Source organism: Pelomonas sp. Root1217, from assembly GCF_001425705.1.
In the GTDB taxonomy this organism is placed as follows: domain Bacteria; phylum Pseudomonadota; class Gammaproteobacteria; order Burkholderiales; family Burkholderiaceae_C; genus Pelomonas.
This window is the reverse complement of the sequence record NZ_LMDC01000001.1, coordinates 330,816-354,881: the sequence shown is the minus strand read 5'-3', so window position 1 is coordinate 354,881 and position 24,066 is coordinate 330,816. Positions and strand designations below refer to the sequence as shown.

General features: G+C 69.0%; 26 protein-coding genes and 1 tRNA gene. 11 read left to right on the top strand and 16 right to left on the bottom strand.

Annotated elements, in window-relative coordinates; genetic code table 11:
- Positions 1-4: 4 nt before the first annotated feature.
- Together ASC95_RS01715 and ASC95_RS01710 are read left to right on the top strand one after the other, a co-directional pair.
- A tRNA-Thr gene (locus ASC95_RS01715) sits at positions 5-80 on the top strand.
- Positions 81-257: 177 nt separating this feature from the next.
- Entirely contained in the window at positions 258-2,153 is a 1,896-nt protein-coding gene (locus ASC95_RS01710) for an AAA family ATPase (RefSeq protein ID WP_057296065.1), read from the top strand.
- Here the strand turns inward: ASC95_RS01710 and ligD are convergent.
- Entirely contained in the window at positions 2,140-4,656 is a 2,517-nt protein-coding gene (gene ligD / locus ASC95_RS01705) for a DNA ligase D (RefSeq protein WP_057296064.1), read from the bottom strand. The genes ASC95_RS01710 and ligD overlap by 14 nt on opposite strands.
- 23 nt (positions 4,657-4,679) lie before the next feature.
- Entirely contained in the window at positions 4,680-5,603 is a 924-nt protein-coding gene (locus ASC95_RS01700; RefSeq protein WP_057296063.1) for a Ku protein, read from the bottom strand.
- Between the two features lie 277 nt (positions 5,604-5,880).
- Between ASC95_RS01700 and ASC95_RS01695 the strand changes: the two genes are divergently transcribed.
- Positions 5,881-6,594: an HAD-IIIA family hydrolase gene (locus ASC95_RS01695; RefSeq protein ID WP_057296062.1), complete on the top strand. Its 714-nt coding sequence runs from the start codon at positions 5,881-5,883 to the stop codon at positions 6,592-6,594.
- A 14-nt stretch (positions 6,595-6,608) separates the two neighbouring features.
- Here the strand turns inward: ASC95_RS01695 and ASC95_RS01690 are convergent, their stop codons facing one another.
- The 3 genes from ASC95_RS01690 to ASC95_RS01680 form a co-directional block, all read right to left on the bottom strand.
- A complete protein-coding gene (locus ASC95_RS01690) occupies positions 6,609-6,839 on the bottom strand; it encodes a hypothetical protein (protein ID WP_235537656.1) in 231 nt (76 codons plus the stop codon).
- A gap of 57 nt (positions 6,840-6,896) precedes the next feature.
- Positions 6,897-7,553, bottom strand: a complete 657-nt coding sequence (locus ASC95_RS01685; protein ID WP_082567539.1) for an OmpA family protein — start codon at positions 7,551-7,553, stop codon at positions 6,897-6,899.
- Positions 7,554-7,625: 72 nt separating this feature from the next.
- The gene (locus ASC95_RS01680; protein ID WP_057296060.1) at positions 7,626-7,817 is read right to left on the bottom strand and encodes a CsbD family protein; all 192 of its coding nucleotides are present in this window, start codon (positions 7,815-7,817) and stop codon (positions 7,626-7,628) included.
- 441 nt (positions 7,818-8,258) lie between these two features.
- Here ASC95_RS01680 and ASC95_RS01670 point away from each other — a divergent pair, with 441 nt between their 5' ends.
- On the top strand, positions 8,259-8,693 hold the full coding sequence (locus ASC95_RS01670; RefSeq protein WP_057296058.1) for a CBS domain-containing protein: 435 nt from the start codon (positions 8,259-8,261) through the stop codon (positions 8,691-8,693).
- A 255-nt stretch (positions 8,694-8,948) separates the two neighbouring features.
- Positions 8,949-9,701: a hypothetical protein gene (locus ASC95_RS01665; RefSeq protein WP_057296057.1), complete on the top strand. Its 753-nt coding sequence runs from the start codon at positions 8,949-8,951 to the stop codon at positions 9,699-9,701.
- 62 nt (positions 9,702-9,763) lie between these two features.
- Here ASC95_RS01665 and rpoN read toward each other — a convergent pair whose 3' ends face one another.
- Positions 9,764-11,263, bottom strand: a complete 1,500-nt coding sequence (gene rpoN, locus ASC95_RS01660) for an RNA polymerase factor sigma-54 (RefSeq protein WP_082567412.1) — start codon at positions 11,261-11,263, stop codon at positions 9,764-9,766.
- Positions 11,264-11,634: 371 nt separating this feature from the next.
- Between rpoN and ASC95_RS01655 the strand changes: the two genes are divergently transcribed.
- From ASC95_RS01655 to ASC95_RS01640, 4 genes are all read left to right on the top strand, one after another.
- Entirely contained in the window at positions 11,635-11,952 is a 318-nt protein-coding gene (locus ASC95_RS01655) for a BON domain-containing protein (RefSeq protein WP_057296055.1), read from the top strand.
- Between the two features lie 62 nt (positions 11,953-12,014).
- Positions 12,015-13,175 carry an AI-2E family transporter gene (locus tag ASC95_RS01650; RefSeq protein ID WP_057296054.1) on the top strand — a complete coding sequence of 387 codons (1,161 nt, stop codon included), beginning with the start codon at positions 12,015-12,017 and terminating at the stop codon, positions 13,173-13,175.
- Between the two features lie 127 nt (positions 13,176-13,302).
- The gene (locus ASC95_RS01645) at positions 13,303-15,558 is read left to right on the top strand and encodes an ATP-binding protein (protein WP_057296053.1); all 2,256 of its coding nucleotides are present in this window, start codon (positions 13,303-13,305) and stop codon (positions 15,556-15,558) included.
- A 130-nt stretch (positions 15,559-15,688) separates the two neighbouring features.
- Positions 15,689-16,141, top strand: a complete 453-nt coding sequence (locus tag ASC95_RS01640; protein WP_057297000.1) for a PA2169 family four-helix-bundle protein — start codon at positions 15,689-15,691, stop codon at positions 16,139-16,141.
- A gap of 22 nt (positions 16,142-16,163) precedes the next feature.
- Here the strand turns inward: ASC95_RS01640 and ASC95_RS01635 are convergent, their stop codons facing one another.
- The 7 genes from ASC95_RS01635 to ASC95_RS01605 form a co-directional block, all read right to left on the bottom strand.
- Positions 16,164-16,682 (bottom strand): hypothetical protein, encoded by a 519-nt coding sequence (locus ASC95_RS01635; RefSeq protein ID WP_057296052.1) that lies wholly within the window; start codon positions 16,680-16,682, stop codon positions 16,164-16,166.
- Positions 16,683-16,756: 74 nt separating this feature from the next.
- Positions 16,757-17,620: a lipocalin family protein gene (locus ASC95_RS01630; RefSeq protein ID WP_057296051.1), complete on the bottom strand. Its 864-nt coding sequence runs from the start codon at positions 17,618-17,620 to the stop codon at positions 16,757-16,759.
- The gene (locus ASC95_RS01625) at positions 17,601-18,014 is read right to left on the bottom strand and encodes a phage holin family protein (protein WP_057296050.1); all 414 of its coding nucleotides are present in this window, start codon (positions 18,012-18,014) and stop codon (positions 17,601-17,603) included. The genes ASC95_RS01630 and ASC95_RS01625 overlap by 20 nt, the downstream gene beginning before the upstream one ends.
- 7 nt (positions 18,015-18,021) lie before the next feature.
- The gene (locus tag ASC95_RS31590) at positions 18,022-18,414 is read right to left on the bottom strand and encodes a hypothetical protein (RefSeq protein ID WP_057296049.1); all 393 of its coding nucleotides are present in this window, start codon (positions 18,412-18,414) and stop codon (positions 18,022-18,024) included.
- 33 nt (positions 18,415-18,447) lie between these two features.
- Entirely contained in the window at positions 18,448-18,717 is a 270-nt protein-coding gene (locus tag ASC95_RS01615) for a GlsB/YeaQ/YmgE family stress response membrane protein (RefSeq protein WP_057296048.1), read from the bottom strand.
- Positions 18,718-18,823: 106 nt separating this feature from the next.
- Positions 18,824-19,795 (bottom strand): SDR family oxidoreductase, encoded by a 972-nt coding sequence (locus ASC95_RS01610; protein WP_057296047.1) that lies wholly within the window; start codon positions 19,793-19,795, stop codon positions 18,824-18,826.
- Entirely contained in the window at positions 19,792-20,304 is a 513-nt protein-coding gene (locus tag ASC95_RS01605) for a hypothetical protein (protein WP_057296046.1), read from the bottom strand. The genes ASC95_RS01610 and ASC95_RS01605 overlap by 4 nt, the downstream gene beginning before the upstream one ends.
- 113 nt (positions 20,305-20,417) lie before the next feature.
- On the opposite strand from ASC95_RS01605, the gene ASC95_RS01600 reads away from it, so the two are divergent.
- Positions 20,418-20,864, top strand: coding sequence for a two-component system response regulator (locus tag ASC95_RS01600; RefSeq protein ID WP_082567411.1), 447 nt, complete (start codon positions 20,418-20,420; stop codon positions 20,862-20,864).
- Between the two features lie 91 nt (positions 20,865-20,955).
- The gene (locus ASC95_RS01595) at positions 20,956-21,207 is read left to right on the top strand and encodes a hypothetical protein (protein ID WP_057296044.1); all 252 of its coding nucleotides are present in this window, start codon (positions 20,956-20,958) and stop codon (positions 21,205-21,207) included.
- A gap of 14 nt (positions 21,208-21,221) precedes the next feature.
- Here ASC95_RS01595 and ASC95_RS01590 read toward each other — a convergent pair whose 3' ends face one another.
- From ASC95_RS01590 to ASC95_RS01580, 3 genes are read right to left on the bottom strand one after another with little or no spacing between them, the layout of a single operon-like run.
- Complete coding sequence (locus tag ASC95_RS01590; RefSeq protein ID WP_057296043.1) at positions 21,222-22,346, bottom strand: putative zinc-binding metallopeptidase; 1,125 nt, start codon at positions 22,344-22,346, stop codon at positions 21,222-21,224.
- Entirely contained in the window at positions 22,346-22,885 is a 540-nt protein-coding gene (locus ASC95_RS01585; protein ID WP_082567410.1) for a phosphatase PAP2 family protein, read from the bottom strand. The genes ASC95_RS01590 and ASC95_RS01585 overlap by 1 nt, the downstream gene beginning before the upstream one ends.
- The gene (locus ASC95_RS01580) at positions 22,869-24,041 is read right to left on the bottom strand and encodes a glycosyltransferase family 1 protein (RefSeq protein WP_057296042.1); all 1,173 of its coding nucleotides are present in this window, start codon (positions 24,039-24,041) and stop codon (positions 22,869-22,871) included. Before ASC95_RS01580 ends, ASC95_RS01585 begins: the two co-directional genes overlap by 17 nt.
- Between the last annotated feature and the right edge of the window lie 25 nt (positions 24,042-24,066).

Here is a 24,066-nt window from a genome sequence, read left to right as displayed (position 1 = left end):
TGAGGCCGGCATAGCTCAGTTGGTAGAGCAGCGCATTCGTAATGCGAAGGTCGGGGGTTCGACTCCTCTTGCCGGCACCAGAACAAGCACCAAGGGCCTGATCTCGCGATCAGGCCCTTTTTGCATTCTGGGCAGTTTTCCGCACTTGGAACAGCTGTTGCAAACGACCTCAGCCCAACCTCGATAACGCACGCGCAGCGCAGGCATCGGGCCGTTAGTCTGCATGGATTGCAGTTCCCCGAAGTCGCCCGAACACCATGGACAGCGCCAGCAACACCCCCACGCCGGGCTTGCGTCAGAAACTCATCATTGCCGCCATCGTCGTCACGGCGCTGCTGGCCTTGTTCGGCCTGTCGACGCTGCACGAGCGCACGGCCAGCGAGATGCAGGCCCGCAAGAACGCGACCGCCCTCGCCTTCGAGAAGGCGCCCGAACAATGGCTGGCCCACCCGCGTGAAGCTTCGGAGTTCGAGCGCGCCCTGCAGGCCAAGGACGTCGCGGCCGTCGGTGTCAGCGGCGGCCTGGTGCTCTATACCGACCGCGCCGGCCATCCATTCAGCACACGGCTCATCGATTGCGGCCTGGGCTGCAAGAACGAGATCGGCTCACGCCTGGGCGAGCTCAGCGTGGCCCAGGGCTTTGCGCTGACCGATATCGACGTCGACGCGCGTACCGGCGGCCAGCGCCTGTTCCAGTCCCTGGAGCGGGCCGGGAGCGCGCTGGCGCCGTTGCTCGTCATGCTGCTGATCGCCGGCCCCCTGGTCTATCTGCAACTGCGCGGCCCCCTGAGCCAGCGCACCCGCCTGGCCGACAAACCCAAGACCCGATTCGACGACGTCATCGGCGCCGACGAAGCCAAGAAGGCCCTGCGCCGCGTGGCTGCCTTCATGAAGGATCCCAAGCAATACGCCGCCGTAGGCGCCAAGGCGCCGCGCGGCGTGCTGCTTGACGGCCCGCCGGGCACCGGCAAGACGCTGCTGGCCAAGGCCCTGGCCGGCGAATGCGGCGCCAGCTTCATCAGCGTGGACGGCTCCTACTTCAGCTCCATGTTCTACGGCGCCGGTATCGGCAAGGTGAAGGAGCTCTTCAAGAAGGCCCGCGACGCAGCGCCCTGCATCGTCTTCATCGACGAGATCGACGGCATCGGCCGGCGCAGCAACGGCAAGGAAGCCGGCGGGGGTGGCGGCGAGCAGGAGCAGAACCGCATCATCAACCGCCTGCTGGTGGAGATGGACGGCTTCTCCTCGCTGGAGAACGTCGTCATCGTCGGCGCCACCAACCACATCGACAACATCGACGAGGCCATGCGCCGCCCCGGCCGCTTCGACCTCATCGTGCGCACGGCCATGCCCACGGTGCCTGAGCGCCAGCAGCTGTTCGGCCTCTATCTCGGCCAGATCAAGGCGGCGACCGGCATGGACCTCCCGTCCATCGCCCGCACGGCGGCCGGCATGTCGCCGGCTGACATCGCCAACTGCGTCAACCGAGCCGCCGCGTACGCCGCCGAAGCGGGTGAAGTCCATGTCAGCGAGGAGCGCGTCTACCAGTCGCTGGAGACGCACCAGCTGGGCGGCGAGGTCAGCAACAGCAAGGACGTCATCACGCCCGAGACGCTGCGCCGCATCGCCTTCCACGAGTCCGGCCATGCGCTGGTGGCTCATGTGCTGGAGGCCGGCAGCGTCGAGCGCGTCAGCATCGAGCCGCGCGGCCCGGCCCTGGGCGTGACCTATGTGACCCGCACCCACGAGGAGCCGCTGTACGGCGAACGCGAGCTGCGCTCGCGCCTGGCCATGATGCTGGCAGGCCGCGAGGCCGAACTGATCGCCTTCGGCAATGCCTCCTCGGGCGCGGCCGACGACCTCAAGCGCGCGTCCGAGCTGGCCACCAACATGATCGGCTCCATGGGGTTCGGCAAGACCTTTGGCCTGCTCAGCATGGCGGGCGTGCCCAAGGAACTGATTGGGCCGGATGTGCAGAAATCGGTGCTGGACGAAGCCCGCGCTTTGCTCGAGAGCGCACAGGCCGAGTGCCGACGTGTGCTCGAAGAAAAGCGTGACCGCCTGGACGCACTGACCGAGTTGCTGCTCGGCCAGGAGACTGTCAGCGGCGCACCGCTGAAGCGCGTGCTGATGGGCGAGCCTACGGCAGCTTGAGCCGCTTTCTCGCGGTGGACAGGGTCTGCCGCGACTTCGCGTAGTCGCGCCACGGGTCTTCCTTCTCGAAGGACAGGTACTCGCGCGCCGTCGTGATGGTCCATTGCGCGCCGCTCTTCAGTGAGCCGAGCTGCTCCCAGCTGATGGGCATGGAGACGCCCAGCCCGGGCCGGGCCCGCGCAGAGAACGCCGTCGCCGTCGTCTGGCTGTGGCCGTTCCTCAGGTAGTCGATGAAGATCTTGCCGACGCGATTCTTGCCGCCACTCTTGGCGACGAAGCGCTGTGGGAGGGTCTCGGCCATGTGGGCCACGACGGCTTGCGAGAAGGCCTTGACGGTGTCGTAGTCCAGCTTGGGCGCCAGTGGCACCACCACGTGCAGGCCCTTGCCGCCGCTGGTCTTGAGCCAGCCCTTCAGACCCAGCTCCTCGAGCATGGTGTGCGTGAGGGCGGCCGCCTCCTGCAGATGAGCCCAGCTGACGCCCTCGCCCGGATCCAGGTCGAACACGACCCGGTCCGGCAGGTCGATGCGCCCGACCTTGGAGTTCCAGGTGTGGAATTCGACGACATTGAGCTGGGCGGCGTTGATCAGCCCTTCCACGCTGTCGACGCTCATCAGCGCTTCGTGTTCCGGCCACAACGCCGGATCGAGGGTCGTGATGCCCGGAATCTCCTTGTCAGAATGCTTCTGGAAGAACAGCTGCCCGCTGATGCCCTGGGGTGCGCGCACCAGCGAGACCGGGCGGTTCTTCAGGTGCGGAAGGATGCGGTCCGCGACGCTCTCGTAGTAGTGCACCAGGTCGATCTTGCGCAGCCCGGTGGAGGTGTCGATGACCCGGTCGGGGTGGGAGATCTTGACGCTCGTCTTGGGGGAAGGCCGTACCGCTGCCGCCTGCTCGCGCTGGATCGCCTTGGGGGCCTTGTCGGTGCGAACACCGACAAATCGCGCGTGCCGGATATGGCCATCGGGCGTCCACTCGCCGAAGGCCACTTCCACCACCATCTCCGGCCGCACCCAGTGTTCGCTGCCCCGGGCGCGGCGCGACCAGCGGCCCGGCTCGACGGCCGCCGGGTCGAGCGGCGGTGTCTTCGTCTGCAGCTTGCTCAACTGCCAGTGCAGCTCCCGCCCCTGCGCCGAGGCCCAGCCGGTGCCGACCGAGCCGGCCGAGCGCAACTTGCCGTCCTGGTAATAGCCCAGCATCAGGGCCCCGACTTCCTGGGGTGAGTTGGTGCGGTCGGTGAAGCCGATGACGACGAATTCCTGGCGGCGCTGGCATTTCAGCTTGAGCCAGCTGTCACTGCGCCGGGAGACATAGGGTGAGTCGGCCTTCTTCAGCATCACGCCTTCCAGGCCCAGCTGGCAGGCCGCGGCGAGCACCTGCGAGGGTGCCGCCGGCAGCTCATCGCTGAAGCGCACATGGGCCGAGGTGCGGCCTTCGAGCAGGTCCTTGAGCACCGCGCGCCGGCTGCGCAGCGGCACTTCGCGCAGGTCGGTGTCGCCGAGGAAGGGCAGGTCGAACAGGAACATGCTGATGTCCTGCGTGCGCGCGTTGTCGATGGCGTTCTGCAGCCGGTTGAAGTCCGGCACGCCATGCTCGTTCAACACGACGATCTCACCGTCCAGCCAGGCCTGATCGATGCCGAGTTTCTCGAGTTCATCGACAAGCGGCGCCAGCTTCGCCGTCCAGTCATTGCCGTTGCGTGTGATCAGCGCGACTTTGCCCTTGCTGATGCGCACGCCCATGCGATAGCCGTCGAACTTGTTCTCGATCACCCAGTCGCCGTCTGCGGGCGCAGCGGCAACCAGGGTGGCCAGCTGCAGCTCGAGCGTCTTCGGGAACGGCGCCTTCTTTGCGCGGGACAGATCGGGGCCGGCCGTCTGCGGCTGTGCGCGCACCCGCGGCTCGCGCTCCTCCACGGGGCCCAGGGGCTTTTCGACGACGCTGTCCGGCAGGGCGCTGATGACGTCGTACTCGGCCGTCGGCCGTGTCCAGGCATCGCCGCGCTTCTTGAACAGGATCCACTGGTCCTGCTTCTTCTGCCCCGGCTTGGAGATGCGCACCAGCTCCCACAGCCCGGCCAGCTTCTCGCCATGCAGCTCGAAGATGAGCTTGCCCTTGGCCAGGCCCTCGCGGGGGTCGCCGACCGGCGTCCAGCTGCCGCGGTCCCAGATGATGACGGTACCGGCGCCGTAATGCCCCTTGGGAATCTCGCCCTCGAAGCTGTTGTAGCTGACCGGGTGGTCCTCGACATGGATGGCCATCTGCTTCTTCGCGGGGTCGAAGCTCGGCCCCTTGGGCACGGCCCAGCTGACCATGACGCCGTCCAGCTCGAGCCGGAAGTCGTAGTGCAGGTGCGAAGCCCAATGCTTCTGGATGACGAAGCCCAAGGCCTTGGACTTGCGGCGCCCCACTCTCCCCTTGGGCTCGGCGGTGCCGCTGAAGTCGCGCTTGGCGTTGTAGCGCGCGAGTGGTGCCTCGGCGGAGGCGGGGCGGGGCTTGCTCATGAGTCAGCTGCTACTTGATATTGCTACTTGCGTGCTCGCAGCCGCTTGGGGGCTGCAGCCTCGGGTTCGGCGGCATCGCGCGCGGCCGCCTTGCGCGCCGGCATCGGTGTGACCTTGGCAGACGTCTTGGCGCCGGCCTTGGCCGCGGACTTGCCGGCGCTCTTGCTGCCCAGGCTGGCGCGCAGCGCGTCCATCAGGTCGATGACCTGGCCGCCGCCTGTCGGCCCCTGCTCCTCGCGCGTGGAGGCGACGATCTTGCGGCCCTTGACCTTCTCCTCGATGGCCGCCAGCACCCGGTCCTTCTCCTCGTCGTGGAACAGCCCCGGCTCGAAGCTGTCCGCCGCGATCTGGTCCACCAGCTGCAGGGCCAGCTGCAGCTCCGGCTTGGACACGCTGGCCTTGGGGATGTCCAGGTCGGCCAGCGAGCGCACCTCGGCGGCATAACGCAGTTGCTGCAGGATCAGCCCGTCGTCATTGGCGCGCACCTGCACCACGTACTGCCTGGCCTTCCACGACCACTTGGCCAGCGCGCAGCGGCCGGAGCGGCGCAAGGCCTCGGCCAGCAGGGCGTAGGGCTTGTCGCCGCGCTTGTCCGGCGCGAGCAGATAGCTCTTGTCGTAGAACAGCGGGTCAATGGAAGTCAGCGGCACGAAGCTGACGATCTCGATGACATGGCTGCTGCCCTCTTCCAGCGCCTTGAGCTCCTCGGGCGTGAAGAGCACGAACTGGTTGTCCTCCACCTCGTAGCCCTTGACCATGTCCTTGCGCTCGACCACCTTCTTCGTGCGCTCGTTGACGTATTGCTGCTTGAGACGCGCGCCGTCCTTGGCCAGCAGGTTGAAGCGGATGTCCGAGCCCGGCTCGGTGGCCGAGAACAAGCGCACCGGCACGTTGACCAGGCCGAAACTCAGGGTCAGGGAAGCGATGGAGCGAGCTGATGTGGCCATGGAATCTCCTGTGTCTCGACAAGCTACGCCGCCCGGCCGGCGTCGGGTCAGGGAACAGCGCCGCATCACTGTGTAGGACGCCCGGACGCGTCACGCCGCCGGGGCAAGCAGGCTGACGATGCCGCCGTCGCCACGCGCTGCGGCGGCGGACGTTTCAAGACCGGGCACGCCGATTGCCAGGAACCGTGCTGCACCTCTCTGCACCTTCAGCCCGGACCCCCGACATGAGCGACTGCCGTTTGCCGACCTCCGCCCTTGCCGAGCCCGAGGTGCGTCCATGAGCTATGCGCCCTATGCCTTGAGCGGTCTGACGCTGCGCGACCTGCAGCGGCCGGCGCCGGCACGCGCGCCGCTTCGAGCCTGCCTTTTCGTCGACAAGGACGGCACCCTGGTCGAGAGGGCACCCCACAACGCCGACCCCCTGCAGCTGCGCTTCATGCCCGGCGCCGGCGAGGCGCTGGCCAGGCTGCAACGCGCGGGGCTGGCCCTGGTCGTCGTCACCAACCAGAGCGGCTTGGCACGCGGCCGCTTCACCAGGGCGGAGTTCGCACGCCTGCAGCAGGCGCTGTTGCAACGGTTGCAGCAGGAGTTCGGCGTGGTCATCGAGGGCACGGAGGTTTGCCCTCACGCCCCCGATGACGAAGGCCGCCCGGCCTGCCTGTGCCACATTCCGGCACCCGGCATGCTGATCCGCGCCGCACACCGCTACGGCCTGGACCTAGCGCGCTCCTGGATGGTGGGCGACAGGCTGGATGACGTCGAGGCCGGCCACCGCGCAGGCTGCCAGGGCCTGCTCTTCGACAGCGGCGGCGAGACCGTCTGGCGTCGCTCACCCCTGCGCGAGCCCGACGCACGCTTCTTCGACTGGCCCTCAATGGCGGACTATGTCGAGAAGCTCGCTACCGCTCAACCGCCCTCTTTCGCGTCAGCCCTCGGGGGCGTCACGCACGCGCGGGCAACGCCTGACAGCGTGTGGCGCCAGCCCGGCTGAGCCGGCACAAGCGCTCAGGCCGCCTGCGGGCGCAAGGCATGCCGCGTGATGTGGGCGATGGGCACGCCGACATAGCAGATGTGCGACAGCAGGCCGCTGACGATGTTCCATCCGTGCGGCAGCTGCCAGCCGTTGACCACAGACAGCGGGACGACGACGTAGACCATCGCCACCCAGGTGAGCAGGCCGTAGGCGCTGCCCCATAGCCAGGGGTCGTCGAGTTGCCGCCCCCGGATGCCTAGCACCAACCCTCATCGATCAACCGCGGTGCGCCCCGCTACGGGGCTTGGTGGCTCCTGGCACTAGCCCTGTTCAGCCAGGAAGATTTCCACGCGACGGTTCGCGGCGCGGCCGGCCTCGGTGTCGTTGCTGGCCACCGGCTCATGCGAGCCCCGCCCCGCCACGGCGACTCTCGAGCTCGACACGCCGCGGGCCGACAGATAGTCGCGCACGGCCGCGGCGCGTTCGCGCGACAGCGGCTCGTTGATGGCATCGCTGCCGGTGCTGTCGGTGTGGCCGACGACGGTCACATGCACACCCGGGTCCAGGTTGCGGCCGATCTCGTCGAGCACCGGGCGCATCTGCGGTTTGATGTCGGCGCGGCCGGTGTCGAAGGACACGTCGCTGGGCACGTTGAGCTTGAGGCGGTTGTCAGCGGTGCGCGCGACCTCCACGCCCGTGCCCTGGCTCGCCTGGGCCAGGGCGGCACGCTTGTCTTCCATGCGCTTTGACCACAGGTTGCCGGCCACCGCGCCGACGGCGCCGCCGATGACGGCACCTCGCCCGGCGCTGCCGCCAGTCACCGAACCGATGATGGCGCCGGCCACGGCGCCGGCCCCGGCCCCTTTGGCGGTGCCTTGTTCACGCTCGCTCATCGACGAGCAGCCAGCGGCCAGCAGGGCCGCCACGATCAGGGTGACCGTCGCGCCGTGGCGCAACGCAATCTTGGAAGAACGCATGGTGTACCTCACGACAGGAAAAAGCGCCGCCGGGCCCTGAGGCCCGGCGGCGGTGGCATGGTGTGCGAGCAATCAGATCTTGCGCTGGTCGCGGGCATCCTTGACGGCCTCGCGGGCATCGCCCACGGCCTTCTGGACCTTGCCCTCGACCTGGGTCGCGGCGCCCTTGACCTGCTGGTCGGTGCTGCCAATGGCCTCACCCAGCTTGCGTTGCGCCTTGCCTGCGACGTCCTTGACGCTGCCCTTGACTTGGTCGGTGTTCATGGTGTGCTCCTTTGCGACGACCCCGTGGCGACTTGCCTGGGGACTGGCATCAGACTAACGAGCAAGCCGGTGCAAGCGGGCCAGCCTGGGCCGGGTCAGCGGGTGGGTCCAGTCCTACGGTGCGGCTCAGCAAGGCCAGGTCTGCTGCCGCTCTTCCTACGAGCGTGCCGCGCCTCGTCTGCTGTCCTGCAGCTGCTCACGCAGCGATGCTTTGCCTACCCCAACCCACTGGAGACCATCATGGGCAAATACCTTCTCGCCTGGCTGCTGGGTGTCCCCGGCATCGTGCTGCTGCTGGTCTATCTCTTCTTCCATTGACAGCGGCGACGCGGGCCCGCTTGTGCCGGGCCCGCGGTGGACCAGCATCGCTTCAGCGCCACAAAGGTGTTCGCAGTCTGGCTTCGGCCTTGCCGGCTGCCCGCACCCATTCAGGAGACCATCATGTCGACCATCGCAGAAATCATGTCCACCCACGTGCGCACCATCCAGCCGCAGGAAAGCTTGCGCCGCGCAGCGCAGTGCATGCAGGAACTGGACGTCGGCGCCCTGCCCGTCTGCGACGGTGAACGCCTGCTCGGCATGTTGACCGACCGCGACATCACCGTGCGTGGCATCGCTGACGGCCTCAATCCCGATCAAGCTTGCGTATCCGACATCATGAGCCCCGAGGTGCAGACCTGTACCGCCGATCAGGATGCCGAGGACGCCAAGCGCCTGATGGGCGCCCGCCAGTTGCGCCGCCTACCGGTGGTCGACAAGAACGGGCACCTGGTGGGCATCGTGTCCCTGGGCGACCTGGCGGTGCGCGAGTCCGGCCACATCGATCGCGCCCTGCGCGAGATCTCCGCACCCGGCGACAACACGGCGCCGCACTGACGGCAGCTCAGGCCAGCGGCGCAGCCGCGGCCGTTTGCGCGCCGATGCGCTTGCGCGGTGCGCCGTGGGTGCGCAGTGCCTGCTCATGTGCCTGCACAGCCGGCGGCCACGCGGCTCCAGCACCCGCATGCTGCGTTCAGCATGCATAACGGCGCGTCGATGGGAATGCGTTTTGCCGCCCATCGGTGCAGGCGCCTGCCTCCGAAGGCGGGGCAGAGAGTCTGAGGATCACGGACTTTGTTGAAAGGAAACTCCATGTCTCGACATGACGACCAGGGCCGCCGCACGAGCGGCCAGCAGGCCAATTTCGGCGAACATGAACGCAGCCGCCAGAGCGGCAACGCCCAGCACGGCAACTACGAGCACGATCGCGCCCAGCAATACGCGCAGTCCGGCGGCTATCGTGGCCAGCAGGGTGGCTACGGCGGTCAGCAAGGCGGCTACAGCGGTGGCTACGACGAATCTCGCGACTACTACCAGGGCGGTACCTTCCGCGAGCAATCCGACCAGGGCGGCAGCTATGGCAGCTACGGCGGCTCCGGCCCGCAAGGCGGCAGCTATGGGAGCCCGGGCAACTTTGGCGGTCAGATCTACCAGGGTGGCGGGTATCAGGGCGACGGATACCAGAGGGGTGGCCACGAAGGCGGTGGTTACCAAGGTGGTGGCTACCAGGGCGGCTACGGCAACCAGCGCGGCCAGAACTATGGCCAACAGAACTATGGCCCGCAGAGCTACGGCACGGGAAGCCAGGGCAGCGGCTACAACACACAGGGCAACGAAGCCTCTGGGTTCGATCCCGACTACCACCAATGGCGCAACGAGCAATTGCGCGCGCTGGACAGCGACTACCGCAACTGGCGCCAGGACCGCTACAAGAAGTTCTCCGACGAGTTCTCGTCATGGCGCCAGCAGCAGGCCCAGTCGTCGGGCAAGCAGCAAGGCAGCGACGGTAGCGACCGCACCGACACCCCGACATCGGCCACCACGTCCGGCAGCAAGACGAAGTAAGGCTCTCGCCTGAGCACATAAGGCCGCCGGCCCGGCAGCACCGGGCGGCGGCCATCGCTGCATCAGGCCACGCGCCGGCGGCGGTCCACTGCCTCGATCTTCAGCATCTGGCGGTACTTGGTGACGGTACGCCGCGCAACGACCAGGCCCTGTTGGGCCAACTGGCGGGTGATCTCGGCATCCGACAGCGGCGCATCCGGGCTCTCGGCCTCGATGATGTCCTTAATGAGGCCGCGGATGGCCGTGCCGGAGCAGGCGCTGCCATTGGCGCTGATCATGGCGCGGCTGAAGAAGTACTTCAGCTCCAGCACGCCCACCGGCGTGGCCATGTACTTGTTGTTGGTCACGCGCGAGACGGTGCTCTCGTGGATGCCCACTTCCTCGGCGATTTCCTTGAGCCCCAGTGGCTTCATCGCCATGGCGCCATAGTCCAGGAAATTGTGCTGGCGCCTGACGATGGCCTCGGCCACGTCCAGGATGGTCGAGAAGCGCTGCTCGACGTTGCGCAGCGTCCAGCGCGCCTCCTGCAGGTGGGCGCCAAGTTCGGCGTTGGCCGCCGTGCGGTGGCGCTGAAAAAGCTGGGCGTAGACCTGGTTCAGCCTGACGCGGGGCACGATCGCCGGGTTGAGCTGCACGGTCCAATGGCCGCGCACCTTCTTCACGATCACATCGGGCACGACATACGGCACCTGCGTGGAGCCGAAGCGCCAACCCGGCCGCGGGTCCAGGCGGCGGATGCGGTCGCAGACCGCCTCGACGCGCGCCGGCGACTCGCCCAGCTGGCGCGCCAGCGAACCCACGTCGCGCGCGGCGAGCGCTGACAGGTGGTTGGTGACGATGGCCTGGGCCAAGGCCCGCGTGTCGGCGCAGTCGATGCCGGGCAACTGCAGCAGCAGGCACTCGCCGACGTCGCGCGCCGCCACGCCCGCCGGGTCCAGCGACTGCACGAGCTTCAGCGCGAACTGCATCTCCTGCAAATCGGGCGCTGGCTCCTGGCCGGCGACGTCGATCAGCTCCTCCAGCGGCGTGCGCAGATAGCCGTCGTCGTCCAGCGATTCGACGATGGTCCGCGCCAGCGCAAGGTCACGCTCGGACAGCGGCAGCACGTTCAGCTGTCCGTGCAGATGCGTCGCCAGCGAAGTCTCGACGGCCATCATGTCGAGCGCGCTGAGCTCGCCGTCCTCGGCGCGACGCTGCCCGGCACTGTCGGCCGTCCACAGGTCCCGGTCACTGCCGTCCTCAGGCCCGCTGCCGGTGTCGGGATCGTTGGCCGCGGCGGGCAGCTCGGCACTGGCGTCGGCCGCAATGCCTTCTTCGATCAGGTTGGAAAGGGCCGACGGCTGCTCCATCGAGCCGGCCTCGGCGCCGTCAGCCAGTGGCAGTGCCGTGCCGCCCTCTCCGTCACCGGCCTCGCCCTCTTCGGCTTCGAGGAAAGGGTTGCGGCCCAGCGTGTCTCTGAGCATGGCCGCAAAGTCGAGCGAGGACATCTGCAGCAGGCGCACCGCATGTTGAAGTCGGGGGGACAGGGTCTGGGTCTGCCGGTGGTCGGCACGGAGGTCCATGGAGGGCACGGGGGCTCCTGTTGGCAACATCGCTTTTGCCGCGCCGTGCGTGGACGGCGCGCGGGAACTTCGGTCAATGCAACCTCCGTGCCGGCGCGCGTTGCTTGTCGCATTCCGAAACAGTTCGGCGCCGCTCCCAGGGAATATCACTGCATGGCAAGCGTCAAGCCTCGGGAAAGCCGCCGCCCGTCATGCTCGCCACTGCAAGATTTACCGAGGCTGAGCAGCTGGACCCGCAATTTCGGCAAAGTGTGCCGTCTGTCACAACATGTTCATTGGCGTTCGGCGCGGCTTGTTTTCCGTTGTTCGGCGGGCGCAGGCACAACGGTTGCCGTTGGCCCGGCGCGAGATCCCTCGCAATAGGAGAACGCATGAAGAAGATCCTCATCGTCTCGATGGTCGCCCTGGCCACCCTCGGCACCAGCGGCTGCGCCGTCACCAGCGGCCAGAGCAGCGTGGGCCAGTATGTCGACGATGCCACCGTCGCAACCCGCGTGAAGGCGCGCTTCGCCGAAGACAGCCAGGTCAGCGCCATGCGCATCCAGGTCGAGGCACTCAAGGGCACCGTGCAACTCGCCGGTTTCGCCACCTCGCAGGCCGAGAAGGATCGCGCCGGTCAGCTCGCTCGCAGCACGCCCGACGTGAAGGAAGTGCGCAACAACATCATCGTGCGCCCGCCGGAGAAGTGAGCGCCATGCAGACCCCAGCCACGGCGACCGCCAGGGTGACTCCGCGCTAGGTCGGGGATCCCATGACGGCGCCCGACCCGCGACTCGAGCCGTCCCAACCGCCGCGCAGCGCCTGGGCCCTGCGCGGCATTTTTCTTGTCGCTCTGGTTTTCGCCGTGCGCGAGGCCCGGCCGCTGCTGGCGCCGGTGCTGATCGCTGTCATGCTGACCTTCGCATTGGCGCCTGCCGTGCGCTGGCTCCACAGTCGTGGCGTGCCGCCCTCCATCGGCGCCCTGTTGCTGGTGCTGGCGCTGCTGCTGTCCACCGTGTCCGTTGCCAGCAGCCTGGCGCGCCCGGCCGCCAGCTGGTGGCAGGCCGCGCCCACCACCGTCGCGCAACTGCTGGAACAGCTGGAGAAGCTGCGGGCCGCCATTCCAGGCTTGAGCCCGCCGCAACCCGCCGCGCGGCTCGGCCGGGCGCCGGCCACGCCGGCGTCGGACCCTCTGAAGGAAAGGCTGGCCACCGAGGGCGTGGCCTTGACCGGCCTGGTGCTGACGCGGGGCCTGTCCTTCCTGCTGGCAGCCGCAGCCACGGTCATCCTGACCTATTTCCTGCTCGCCTCCGAGCAATGGTTGCTGTCCCGCAGCATCGAGGCCCTGCCGCGCCGGCGCACCCGCGCGCTGCTGCTGGGCGGCGTGCGTGCCGCCCAGCGCGACATCAGCCACTACCTCGCCGCCGTCGGCATCATCAATGCGGTGGTGGGCGTCATCCTGGCCCTGGTGCTGTGGATGCTGGGCCTACCCAACCCGACGCTGTGGGGCTTCATCGCCGCGCTGCTGTGCTTCATTCCCTACCTCGGTCCGATGACGCTGATGGTGCTGCTGCTGCTCGCCGGCATTGCAGCCTTCGAGACAGGGCCGGAGATCTTCGGCCCGACGCTGTCCTTCATGGCCATCCATGCGGTGGAAAGCAATATCGTCAGCCCGGTCATCGTCGGGCGCCGGCTGTCGCTGAGCACCGTGTCGGTTTTTTTGTCGGTGCTGTTCTGGGGTTGGCTGTGGGGCATCGTCGGCGCCCTCATCGCCGTGCCGCTGCTGATCGGGCTGCGCAGCGTGTGCCAGCGCCAACGCGGCCTGGCGCTGCTGCGGCTGTTTCTGGAAGGTGACCGCCGCACGCCGACGCCGTCGCTGGGCTCGCTGCTGCGCGGGCCTTCGAAATCCCGTTCGCGCAAGCGCTACACCTAAGGCCTAACGGCCTTTCGGGCACGCCAATTGCCTAGGCGGCCTGATACTTCTTTGTGGCCGGGGCGGGCCATGGCGCTATGGTTGCAACCGTGCAATCCGTGCTGGCCTGCCCGCACTTGGACCCGCCATGCCGGTCACCATTCGTTCCCGCTTGCTGTTGCTCGTGCTGTCGGTGCTGCTGCCCGGCATGCTGGGCGTCGCCTGGCTGATTGCCAGCATCTACGAGGCCGAACGCGATGCGCATGAACGCACGCTGCGCGACACGACCCGCGCGCTGTCGATGCTGATCGACGGCGAGCTGTCGCGCCGCGCGGCCATCGCCCATGTGCTGGCGCAGTCACCCGCGCTCGACGGCCCACGGCCGCTGAACGAGGAGAACCGCCAGGCCTTCGAGCGCCTGGCCCGGCGCGCCATGCAGGGGCTGGACGGCTGGGTGGAGCTGAGGGCACCGGGCAAGCTGCTGCTGAGCACTCGTCCGGGCGCTGGCGCCAGCACCCAAGCCAGTGCACCCGAGGCGCTGAGCGCCACTCCTGTCATGCTGCCGCTGCAACCCGTTGCTCCCCACGGTACGGGCGTGCCTGCTGAGCCGCATGCAGCCTGGGTGGAGCCGGTGACCCGCGACGGCCGCCTGGTCTACAACCTGGTCGTCACGGTGCGGCCCTCGGAGCTGCAGCGCATCGTGCAGGCGCAGTCTCCGCAACCGGGCTGGATCGGCACCGTCATGGACAGCAGCGGCCGCCTCGTGGCCCGACTGCCGGGCGGTGCGGCCTACGTCGGCCGTGAGAGCAGCGCCGATCTGCGCCAGCGCATGGCCGCGGCGCGCGAAGGTGCTTTCAAATCCATGTCGCTGGACGGCCGCGCCACGGCCGGCTACTTCAGCACCTCGGCGCTCGGCTGGAGCTATGTCAGCGCGATGCCGCGCGAGGAATTCGCCGGCCGCATCCCTCAGGCCGTGCAGCGCGTGGCGGTGGGTGCGCTGGCGCTGCTGGCCCTGGCCATGGGCGGTGCCATCTGGGTGTCACGCCGCATCGAACGACCGATACGTGCCCTCAAACGCCTCGCCCAGGCCCTCCAGGCCGGCCGCCCCGTGCAGGCCAACCCGACCGGCATGGCCGAGTGCGACGAGGTCGCCGAAGCCCTGGCCAACGCTGCGCGCGACATGGCGAGCAGCCGCGCCGAACTGGAACTCAGCGTGGCCCAGGCCGTGGAGCGCACGCGCCACGTGGAGCAGCGCGGCGCGCAGAGCCAGCGGGTCGTCGCGCTGGGCCGGCTCACCGGCGGTGTGGCCCACGAGTTCAACAATCTGCTGGGCGTCATCAGCAACAGCATGCACTTGATGCAGCGCCACCCCAGTGCTGCCGAGCTGCAGGGGCCGCTGAGCGCGACGCAGCGCTCGGTCGACCGGGGCAGCGCACTGACCCAGCATCTGCTGCGCTTTGCCGGCCGCCGGCCGGTGCGGGTGCAGACCCTGTCACTGGCCCGCTACCTGCCCGAGGTGCAGGAGCTGATGCGCAGCGTGCTGGGGCGGCGCATCGAAATCCAGGTACAGGTGGCGCCCAACATCTGGCCGGTGCGGGTGGATGCCAATGAACTGGATCTGGCCCTCGTCAACCTGGCGTTGAACGCCCACGACGCGATGCCGACGGGCGGCGAGCTGCGGCTGCGGGCCTGCAATGCCGAGGCGCATGACAAGGAAGGCCTGCCGCCGGGTGACTACGTGCTGCTGACCGTGGGGGACGACGGCATGGGGCTGGATCCGTCCCTGGTCGAGCATGCCTTCGAGCCCTTTTTCACGACGAAGGGGGTGGGTCAGGGCAGCGGCCTGGGTCTGAGCCAGGTCTACGGTTTCGCGACCCAGGCCGGCGGCACGGCGCGCCTGGCCAGCACGCCCGGCGTGGGCACGACGGTTTCGTTGCTGCTGCCGGTGGCGAACCTTGCTGATGACCTGCCTGCGCCGGCCTTTGCCGACACCGCCCAGCAGAGCATCGCCGGCGCCACCGTGCTGCTGGTCGAGGACGATGAAGCGCTGGGCGACGTGACGGCGGCGCTGTTGATGGCCCATGGCGCCCGTGTACTGCGCGCTGGCAACGTGGGCGCCGCGCTGCGGCAGCTGGATGACGGCGCGCAGGTCGACGTGGTGTTGAGCGACGTCGTCATGCCCGGCGCGATGGACGGCGTCGCGCTCGCACGCCGGCTGCGCGAGCAGCGCCCACGCCTGCCCGTCGTGCTGATCACCGGCTTCAACAACACCGCCGTCGGCGAGGGCGAGTTCATCACGCTGCACAAGCCTTGCGCGCCGGCCGAGCTGCTGGCGGCGCTGCAGGCGGTCATCACGGCGGCGCGCATCGCCCACCCACCGCCCACGGCCGGCCACAGACCGTAAGCGTCGCCGGGAGTCCCACCGCAATCCGCCGCAGCGCTGGCGGGCATGCCAAATGCCCCATGGCGTGCTGGACGCGCTGCGCGGCTGTGCCCGGGTGGCGCGCCTTCATCGAACCGCGAAAGGACATGCCATGAGCAACGACGACATCATCGACACGCTGAACGACCTCATCGAAACCTGCAAGGACGGCGAATACGGTTTCCATGCCTCGGCGGAATACCTGAAGGACCCGTCGATCAAGCAGATCTTTGAGCGCCGCGCAGAGGACTGCCGCCAGGCGGCCGCCGAACTGCAGTCGCAGGTCGTTCGCCTGGGTGGCAAGGCCGAGGACAGCGGCACAGCCGCCGGCGCCATGCACCGCGGCTGGGTGGCCGTCAAGGGCACGCTGGCTGGCTATACCGACAAGGCCATCCTCGAGGAAACCGAGCGCGGTGAGGACACCGCGATGAGTGCCTATCGCAAGGCGCTGGAAGAGGCCCTGCCGCCCGAAGTGCGCACGATCGTGGAGCGCCAGTACGAAGGCGTGAAGCGCAACCACCTGCAGGTGCGCACACTGCGCGACCAGGCCCGCGCCGCGGTCTGATCGCGCCACGCCACGCGCCGCCCTAGCTTCGGCCGGGGCGGTGCGAGGACTCGGCGTCGGCATCGCCGGGCCGCTCTTCGCTGTCGGTTTGCGCCGGTGCGCCCTTGCTGGTGCGCCGGCGAGGCTTGGCTGGGGTGTTCGCCAGGTTGGCTTCACCCGCCGCCTCTTCGCCCTCTTCCTGCCCTTCATCTTCCTCGTCGTCCTCGCTGAGCGGCGCTTCGTCGATGACTGCGAGCAAGGCTTCATCATCATTGGCTTCGTCCGGCGTGAAGACGCGGTCCACGCCGATGTCGGCGCCGTCGCGCACGCCGGTCTCGCCTTCGCTGGACGGCAGCGATTCGCCGAGCGGCAAGGGTGCCGCCTGGTCGTCGCGCAGGGCCACGTCGACCGGCAGGCCGGGGTCGGCGCCGTCGTCTTCCCCATCCATGCCCATCACGTCGCTGCCGCTATCCGAGCTGTCGCTGGGCCCCAGGCTCGCCTTGTCCCGCCCAGCGGGCTCGGCCGCGGCGGGATCGATACCTAGCAGGCTGCTGCGTGCCATGAAAACCTCCGGCTGTGAAACGCGGGACGGCCCCGCGCCTGTGCGAGGCAAGGCGTGTGCCGCCACGCCTGGGATCAGCCAGCGTCGTCGTAGAAGTGCAGCTTTTCTGCCGCAAAGCCGCAATCTCGTGCGACCTGCAGCAGCGCTTGGCGGCGTTCCGCGGGCAGCGCCGGCCGGCGTGACAGCAGCCACAGCGCGTCCCGCCCGGTACTGCCGATCAACGCCTCGTCATAGGCCGGATCGACATGCAGCACGCCATGCTCGAGCCAAGCCAGTGGCAGCCAGCGCAGCGCCTCGGGCCAGTGGCTGATCCTGAGCCGGGCGCCGTGGCTGCCTGGCACCGGCTCGACCAAGGCCTCGCTGCCGTGGGTGCCACTGCGGTCGACGCGGCGTTCGAGCAGATCGAGCCGCCCGTCATCGCGCGGCAGCAGGCCGAACTCCGGCGGCCGCAAGGCCGGCGCACCGTGCGCTTTCAACTCGCCGACCACGAACCAGCGGCCGCTGAGCCGTGCCAGGTCGACCTCGGCAACGGTGGCCAGCGGCTCAGACCGCCGCGTGCCGAGCAAGGTCTCGACCAGGGGCAGACCCAGCGTGACGAAGCTGCTTGCCGCAGCCGGGCTGACACGGCCGCGCCAGCGCTCCGGCAACAGCGGCCAGGCCAGGCCAAGCAGGCGCACCCAGGGAATGTTCCGCAGCGCGCTGGCGGGGCGCGGCGTTGTGGGCTCGGCGTGAGGCTGCCGGCGCAGCGCCAGCAGCGCTGCAATGCCGAGCAGCGCGCCACCCACCGGCAGCAGCAGCTTCTTCGGTTGCAGGCGGTGGCGCAGCTGGCCTGTGAGATCTTCGACACCGGCGCGCAGCCTCGCCTCGCGCGCCATCAACCGGTGCTCGACATCCAGGATGCGTGCATCGATATCGGGCTCAGGCAGCGGCGCGCTCATCGCTGGCCTCCGTGGGTTGCGGGTCGGGCGCCAGCATCAGATGGCGCCGCGTTGCGGGCAGGCGCAGCCTGGGCAGCAGGCTGCGCACGCGCTGCAGCGCCAGCACGATGGCCAGCACATTGACGGCGATGACCAGCAGCAGAGCCACCTCCAGTGGCAGCCCGGCCGCGACCAGCAAGCGGATGACGCCGGCCCACAGCACCAGCCAGGCCGTCACACCGAGGATGGCCACGGCCACCATCAGCGCAACGATCTGGGCCAGCGCCTGGACCGCGCGTTGCAGCTCCAGCGACAGCAACTCGACCCGGTCGCTGACCAGGCCGGGCAGCTCGCGCCACAGCGACTGCAGCTGCTCCAGCAGTGGGGCGGGCTGGTCTTGCGGTGAGTCGGCCAAGGCCGCCTCAGCGGGCGAGCCGTGCCACCAGCACGCCGACGGCCAGGGCCGTCGCGACGGCGGCCAGCGGATGCTCACGCACGGTGCTGCGCAGGCTCTCGGCCCATTCGTCGCCCAGCTCGCGCGCATCGCTGGCGCGCTGACTCAGCGATTCGCCGGCCGCCTGCACGCCGTCCTGCAAGCGCTGCACGGCGGGGGCGGCCGTCTCGGCCACGCGATCGATGGCGCTGTGCGCGCCCTGCACGACGCGGTTCAGCACGTCGTGGCCGACGGCAGCGCCCTTGTCGACAGCGTCACCGGCCTTCGAGGCCGTGTCGTTGATGGCAGCTGCGGCAGGTGCGGGCGTGGCGGGCGAGGCCGACGAGGTCGGGAAGGGTGTATTGGCAGTGGTGGTGGCCATGGTGGTCCTTGGGGTTGGAAAGCGGGGGGCGGGTCAGCGGGTGGTGCCGCGGCGGATCAGGTTGACGATGGCCAGCAGCACGACCGCGCCCAGCAGTGACACGGCCAGAGCGCCCAGGCTGAGCGAACCCTGGTTGATGCTCGGAATGCCCACCATCGGCGAGATCAGCCAGCCGCCAATGGCTGCGCCGACGATGCCGACGAGGACGTTGAGGATGACGCCCTGTTCGCCGTCGGTGCGCATCAACAGGCTGGCTATCCAGCCGATGACGCCCCCTGCGATGAGCCAGACAATGAGATTCATGGTGTGCTCCTGTTAGAGATGAGGCCAAAGGCATCAGGCAAACGGGATGCCGCTCGCGCGACGCGGGCGGCGGAAGAACTTGCAGCAGGGCTTGCCAACCGCATGCTCAGATGGCGCCAACGCTGCCGGTCACGGGCAACACGATGCCGGTGATGTAGCCGGCGCAGACCGGCGCGGCGAGGAAGACATAGGCCGGCGACAGCTCCTCGGGCTGGGCGGCGCGCTTCAGGTCGGTCTGCTTGCCGAACTCGGCCACCTTGTCGGCGGGCGAATCGGCCGGATTCAGCGGCGTCCACACCGGGCCGGGCGCCACCGCATTGACGCGGATGCCTCGCTCGATGAGGTTGCTGGCCAGCGACTTGGTCAGCGCATGGATGGCGCCCTTGGTGGCCGAATAATCGATCAGCTTGGCGCTGCCCTTCAGGCCCGTCGTCGAGCCCGTGTTGATGATGGAGGCGCCGGCCTTCATGTGCGGCAGCACGGCGCGCGCCATGCGCAGATAGCCGCCGATGTTGGTGTCCAGCGTCTCCATGATGCGTTCATCGTCGAGGTCCTCCAGCGAGGAAGCGTGCTCCTGGAACGCTGCGTTGTTGACGAGCACGTCGATCTTGCCGAAGCGCTCGATGACCTGGTCGACGGCGTCCTCGCACCAGCGGCTGTCCTTCACGTCGCCCTGCAGCAGCAGGCATTGACGGCCCTCGGCCTCGATGCAGCGGCGGGTCTCCTCGGCGTCCTCGGTGGAGGAGTGGTAGGCCACGGCCACGTCGGCGCCCTCGCGCGCGAACAGCACCGCCACGGCACGGCCGATGCCCGAATCGGCGCCCGTGATGAGGGCGACGAAGTCCTGCAGCTTGCCACTGCCGCGGTAGTCGGGCGCGAGGAAGCGCGGCGCGAGTTCGAGATCAGCTTCCCGGCCGGGCTTTTGCAGATGCTGGGCCGGCAGGTTCTCGGGTTGCTTGCGGGCGCCGGCCTGCATGGCGCCGCTCTCTTCTTCCTTCTTGCCGTGCCGCGCATCGGCCTGGTCCTGGCGCTTCTGGATGTCGCGCTGGGTCTGAAGCGTCTTGTCGACTGTCGTCATCGTGGATCCTTCTTCAGTTGGGCCGCTTCGGTTTCCTTGCCCGAGGGCGTTTGTGCGTCCAGGCCGCGGTCGGGCGACTCGGCGACCTGGGCGATGTTCCCGGGCCGCTCGATGAGCTCTTCGATGATGAAGTGGCCATAGTGCTGGGCGCGCTCGGCGCCACAGGCGCGTGCGGCCTTGGCCACCCGCGCAGCCTGCTCGTCGTTGGCAACACGCACGACCAGCCAGTGATAGCCCTTGGCAGCCAATGCGCGGTGGGCCAGCACAAGATTCATCTCCTGCCCTACCGAGGCGATCGGGCTGGCGTTGGCGATGTCCTCGTCGATCTGCCTGAGCATCTCCTGGTCGCTGTAGTGGCGTACCGCGCCATCAGGCAGGCCGAACTCGGCCATGGCCTGGCCGGCCCGGGCAGCCTGGCCCGCCTCGGGGAACGAAATGACGACGTGGCCGACCGGCTTGAAGACGCCGAAGCTGCGCGGCGCGTCGGTGGTGGCGGCGGAAGTGGACATAGATGGACCTTGGTTAGCGAGAGCCGTCAGTGGCAAGGGCGGTGCCCGGCCTGCAATCGCGGCGCCGGGCACGCGGCTTGCCATCAGCGCTGAGCTTTCATTCCGGAGGATCCATGCCCAGCCCAGCCCGCCGACCTGTTCTCTATGTCGAGGATCACCCGGTCAATGCGCTGCTGATGGCCGCGATCCTTGAACGACGGCCTGAGCTGGAACTCCTCGTCGCCACCACGGGCGAGGAGGCACTTTGCATGGCGGCCGGCCTGCACCCCGCCCTGCTGCTGCTCGACCTGGGCCTGCCCGATTGCCACGGCAGCCGGTTGCTCGGCCTGCTGCGGGCGCTGCCGGGCTGCGAGTCAGTACCGGCCGTGGCCGTGACGGCCGATATCAATTTCCCGGTCGAGGACTGGGGCTTCTGCGAACTGTGGCCCAAGCCGCTGAATGTCGACGAAGTGCTGGCCCGCCTGGACGCGCTGGTCGGCACCCAGCCTGCGCCTGCGCCGCAGTTGCCCGAGTTGATCGCCCAGCCTGGCCCGCGCGCCCTCACGTCGCACTGGCGCTGAAGGCGGCGCCGCGGGCACCGCCATTGCCCGTCATCGGGGGCCCGACCGTACGCGGCGGGCGCTGTCCAGATCACTCTTGAAGGAGATTGGCATGAGCAAGACTTTCACCCGTTTGGTTGGCGCGGCCGCCGTTTGCGCGGCGGTGGCCGGCGGCATGGCTTACGCACAGGCGACCGACCCGAACAGCCCCGCCGCCAGCACCCCGGTCAACACCGAGCCCACGGACCAGCGCTTCAACACCGGTGCCAACACCAGCGCGCCCACCGGCACGACGTCGAGCACCACGTCGACGAGCACCTGGAATGCCGATGGCACCCAGGCTCCACGAACCGACCGCCATTGACGGCATCGCCCGGGTCAGGCCCGGGCCCCTTGCACGATGCGGTGCACCAGGTGCAGCTTGCGCACCGCCTGTGCCGACAGCACGAAGGGATAAAAGTCCGCCACGCCCATGCTGCGCGACAACTCGTTGAGCACGCCGGTCAGTTCCATCCAGCTGTTGATGAGCTGCAGGAAGCCGGCATCCGACACCAGGTTGGCATCGAAGCGTTCGTAGTTCAGCTCCACCCGCTCACCATCCAGGCCGAAGCTGCGCGCCGTGTCCAGCGTGTCGACCAGGTGCAGGTAGTGCGCCCAGGTCTCGGCCCAGTCCTCCCAGGAGTGGGCGCTGGCGTAGGCGCTGACGAAACGCTGGCCCCAGTCGGGGGGCGCGCCGTGGGCGTAGTGGCGCTGCAGCGCCTGACCATAGTCCTCGCGCTCATCGCCGAAGAGTTCGCGCCAGGCGGGCAACCAGTTCGTCGGCTCGACAAGGCGCTGCCAGTAGTAGTGGCCGGTCTCGTGGCGCAGATGGCCCAGCAGCGTGCGGTAGGGCTCGCCGAGCTGATGGCGCCGGGCCTCGCGGCGTGCGTCGTCGGCCTCGGAGACGTCCAGCGTGATGACGCCATCAGCATGGCCGGTGACGACGGCCGGCCCGTCGAGGGGCGCCAGCAGCAGGTCAAAGGCCAGGCCGTGCTCGGCATCCTCGGCGCGCGACAGCACCGGAAGGCCCAGGCCGATCAACGATGACACCAAGCGGCGCTTGGCCGCTTCGATGCGCCCCCACCAAAGCCCGGCTTCGGGCTGGGACAGGTCAGGTACGGTACGCGTCAGCCGGCAACAGCGGCACAGCGTGAAGCCAGCCATCACCTCGGTCACATCCAGCAGCCAGTTGCATGCGGCCGCGCTGTCCAGGTTGGCGCAGCGCGCGAAGCGGGGCGCGCGGCGTGCCGGCACGCCGGCTTCGCGCCAGCCGCCACGGCCTGAGCGTGTGGGTGCGGCCTCCAGCGCCAGCAACTGGCCCCGGGCGGGGGCATAACCCAGCGGCCGGTGGCAGGCCAGGCATTCGCTGTTGCGGAAGAACACCGGCCGGCCGCAGGCGCAGCTGAACGCCCGCGGCGTCGTCGGTGACGGCACGGCGTGCCGCGTCGCTGCAACGGGGCCCATCAGGCGCTCCAGAACAGCATCAGGCCAGCCGTTGCGCTGCCGAGCAGGGCACCGACCAGCACATCGCTCGGGAAATGCAGGCCTAGCGCGACGCGCGCCAGGCCCACCAGCGCCGCGAAGCTCCACAGCAGCGGTGCCAGGGCCGGATAAAACGCCGACAGCGGCAGCGCGAAGGCGAAGGCATGCAGCGTGTGGCCACTGGGGAAGCTGAAGGCGTCGGGCACCTTAAGGCAGGCACGGATGCTGTCGCAGCGTTCGAAGGGGCGCTGCCGCCGCGTGCTGCGCTTGAGCGTGTAGTACAGGCCCAGGTCGACCGCGCCCAGCGCCAGCATCAGCAGCGCATGGCGGCCGCCCCGCGCCGGGTCCAACCAGGGCAGCAGCAGGATCAAGGCCACCCACAGCGGCCCATCGGCGAGCCGGCTGCACAGCGCCAGCGCATGCAGCAACAGCGGCCGCGTGGCGGCCCGGTGCAGCGCCTGGGCGCCGCGCAGGTCCAGCTCGGCGCTGCGCAGGCGACCGGCGTCAAGCCAGGGCGGCATAGCGCGGCACCGTCCGGGCGGTCGCGGCCAGCTGCAGCAGCTGCTGCTCGAAGCGGCGCTGCACGCTGCCCCAGTCGGCCTGGATGGCAGCCAGGCGCGCTTCCAGTCGCAGCAGGCCGTCGGGCTCGGAGGCATCGAGGGCGCGAGTGGCCGCATCCAGGAAGGCATCGGCCGCATCCAGGCCCTGGCAGACCGGTGCCAGGCAACCGCTGACGCCGTCGCGCACATGTTGCGCGGCGGCGCCCGTGTCGAACGCAGCGAGGGCCAGGCCGCTGGCCAGGGCTTCCAGCGTCACGTTGCCAAAGGTCTCGGTCTGGCTGGGAAAGAGGAAGACGTCGGCGCTGGCGTAGTGGCGGGCCAGCGCGAGACCCGTCTGCATGCCAACGAAGCGCGCCGTCGGGTGGGCTCGCTCGAGCTTCGCGCGCAGCGGGCCGTCACCGACCACGACCATGCGCAGCCCCGGGCGGCGGGCGCTCAGGCGCTCAAAGGTCTGCAACGCCAGGCTCGCGTTCTTCTCCGGCGCCAGCCGGCCGACATAGAGCATGACGCGGTGATCGTTGCCGATGCGCCAGTCGCGGCGCAGCCGCAGGTCGCGCCGATCCGGCGAGAACAGCTTGGCGTCGACGCCCCGGCCGAGCACCTGCAGGCGCTCGAAGCCGTGGGCGGCGAGTTCACGCTGCAACTCGGCGGTCGGCACGAAGTTGAGGTCGGCCATGCCGTGCAAGCGCTTCAGATAGCCCAGTACGACGGTTTCCAGCCAGCCCAGGCCATAGTGGCCGCAGTAGGCGTGGAAATTGGTGCGGAAATCGGCGCTGCGGGGAACGCCCTCGGCGCGTGCGGCGCGCAGCGCGGCCCAACCCAGCGGGCCGGGCGTCGTCACATGCACGAGGTCGGGCGGACCGCCGCATTCGCGCCACAGCGCGCTCAGGCCCGCAGGCGTGGCCCAGCCGTAACGCAGCTCGGGATACATCGGAATCGGCCCGCCGCCGCAACGCCATTCCCGTTCGTCGCGGCGGGCCGCTTCGCCCGGCTGGCGCGGCCGGATCAGCTGCACGTCGTGCCCGACATCGCGCAGATGCCGCAGCGCGCGCTCGGCCGTCAGGGCCACGCCGTTGATCTCCGGCGGAAAGGTCTCGGTGACATAGGCAATGCGCACGACGCTTCACTCCGGCTGTTGCATT

Coding starts and splice junctions, on each gene's coding strand:
- ASC95_RS01700 (WP_057296063.1), bottom strand. CDS start 5,603: ATGGCCACATCAGCTCGCTCCATCGCTTCCCTGACCCTGAGTTTCGGC.
- ASC95_RS01650 (WP_057296054.1), top strand. CDS start 12,015: ATGACGGCGCCCGACCCGCGACTCGAGCCGTCCCAACCGCCGCGCAGC.
- ASC95_RS01645 (WP_057296053.1), top strand. CDS start 13,303: ATGCCGGTCACCATTCGTTCCCGCTTGCTGTTGCTCGTGCTGTCGGTG.
- ASC95_RS01670 (WP_057296058.1), top strand. CDS start 8,259: ATGTCGACCATCGCAGAAATCATGTCCACCCACGTGCGCACCATCCAG.
- ASC95_RS01685 (WP_082567539.1), bottom strand. CDS start 7,553: ATGCGTTCTTCCAAGATTGCGTTGCGCCACGGCGCGACGGTCACCCTG.
- ASC95_RS01615 (WP_057296048.1), bottom strand. CDS start 18,717: ATGAATCTCATTGTCTGGCTCATCGCAGGGGGCGTCATCGGCTGGATA.
- ASC95_RS01695 (WP_057296062.1), top strand. CDS start 5,881: ATGAGCTATGCGCCCTATGCCTTGAGCGGTCTGACGCTGCGCGACCTG.
- ASC95_RS31590 (WP_057296049.1), bottom strand. CDS start 18,414: ATGGCCACCACCACTGCCAATACACCCTTCCCGACCTCGTCGGCCTCG.
- ASC95_RS01665 (WP_057296057.1), top strand. CDS start 8,949: ATGTCTCGACATGACGACCAGGGCCGCCGCACGAGCGGCCAGCAGGCC.
- ASC95_RS01635 (WP_057296052.1), bottom strand. CDS start 16,682: ATGGCACGCAGCAGCCTGCTAGGTATCGATCCCGCCGCGGCCGAGCCC.
- rpoN (WP_082567412.1), bottom strand. CDS start 11,263: ATGGACCTCCGTGCCGACCACCGGCAGACCCAGACCCTGTCCCCCCGA.
- ASC95_RS01640 (WP_057297000.1), top strand. CDS start 15,689: ATGAGCAACGACGACATCATCGACACGCTGAACGACCTCATCGAAACC.
- ASC95_RS01610 (WP_057296047.1), bottom strand. CDS start 19,795: ATGACGACAGTCGACAAGACGCTTCAGACCCAGCGCGACATCCAGAAG.
- ASC95_RS01630 (WP_057296051.1), bottom strand. CDS start 17,620: ATGAGCGCGCCGCTGCCTGAGCCCGATATCGATGCACGCATCCTGGAT.
- ASC95_RS01595 (WP_057296044.1), top strand. CDS start 20,956: ATGAGCAAGACTTTCACCCGTTTGGTTGGCGCGGCCGCCGTTTGCGCG.
- ASC95_RS01680 (WP_057296060.1), bottom strand. CDS start 7,817: ATGAACACCGACCAAGTCAAGGGCAGCGTCAAGGACGTCGCAGGCAAG.
- ASC95_RS01600 (WP_082567411.1), top strand. CDS start 20,418: ATGCCCAGCCCAGCCCGCCGACCTGTTCTCTATGTCGAGGATCACCCG.
- ASC95_RS01655 (WP_057296055.1), top strand. CDS start 11,635: ATGAAGAAGATCCTCATCGTCTCGATGGTCGCCCTGGCCACCCTCGGC.
- ASC95_RS01605 (WP_057296046.1), bottom strand. CDS start 20,304: ATGTCCACTTCCGCCGCCACCACCGACGCGCCGCGCAGCTTCGGCGTC.
- ASC95_RS01590 (WP_057296043.1), bottom strand. CDS start 22,346: ATGGGCCCCGTTGCAGCGACGCGGCACGCCGTGCCGTCACCGACGACG.
- ASC95_RS01710 (WP_057296065.1), top strand. CDS start 258: ATGGACAGCGCCAGCAACACCCCCACGCCGGGCTTGCGTCAGAAACTC.
- ASC95_RS01585 (WP_082567410.1), bottom strand. CDS start 22,885: ATGCCGCCCTGGCTTGACGCCGGTCGCCTGCGCAGCGCCGAGCTGGAC.
- ligD (WP_057296064.1), bottom strand. CDS start 4,656: ATGAGCAAGCCCCGCCCCGCCTCCGCCGAGGCACCACTCGCGCGCTAC.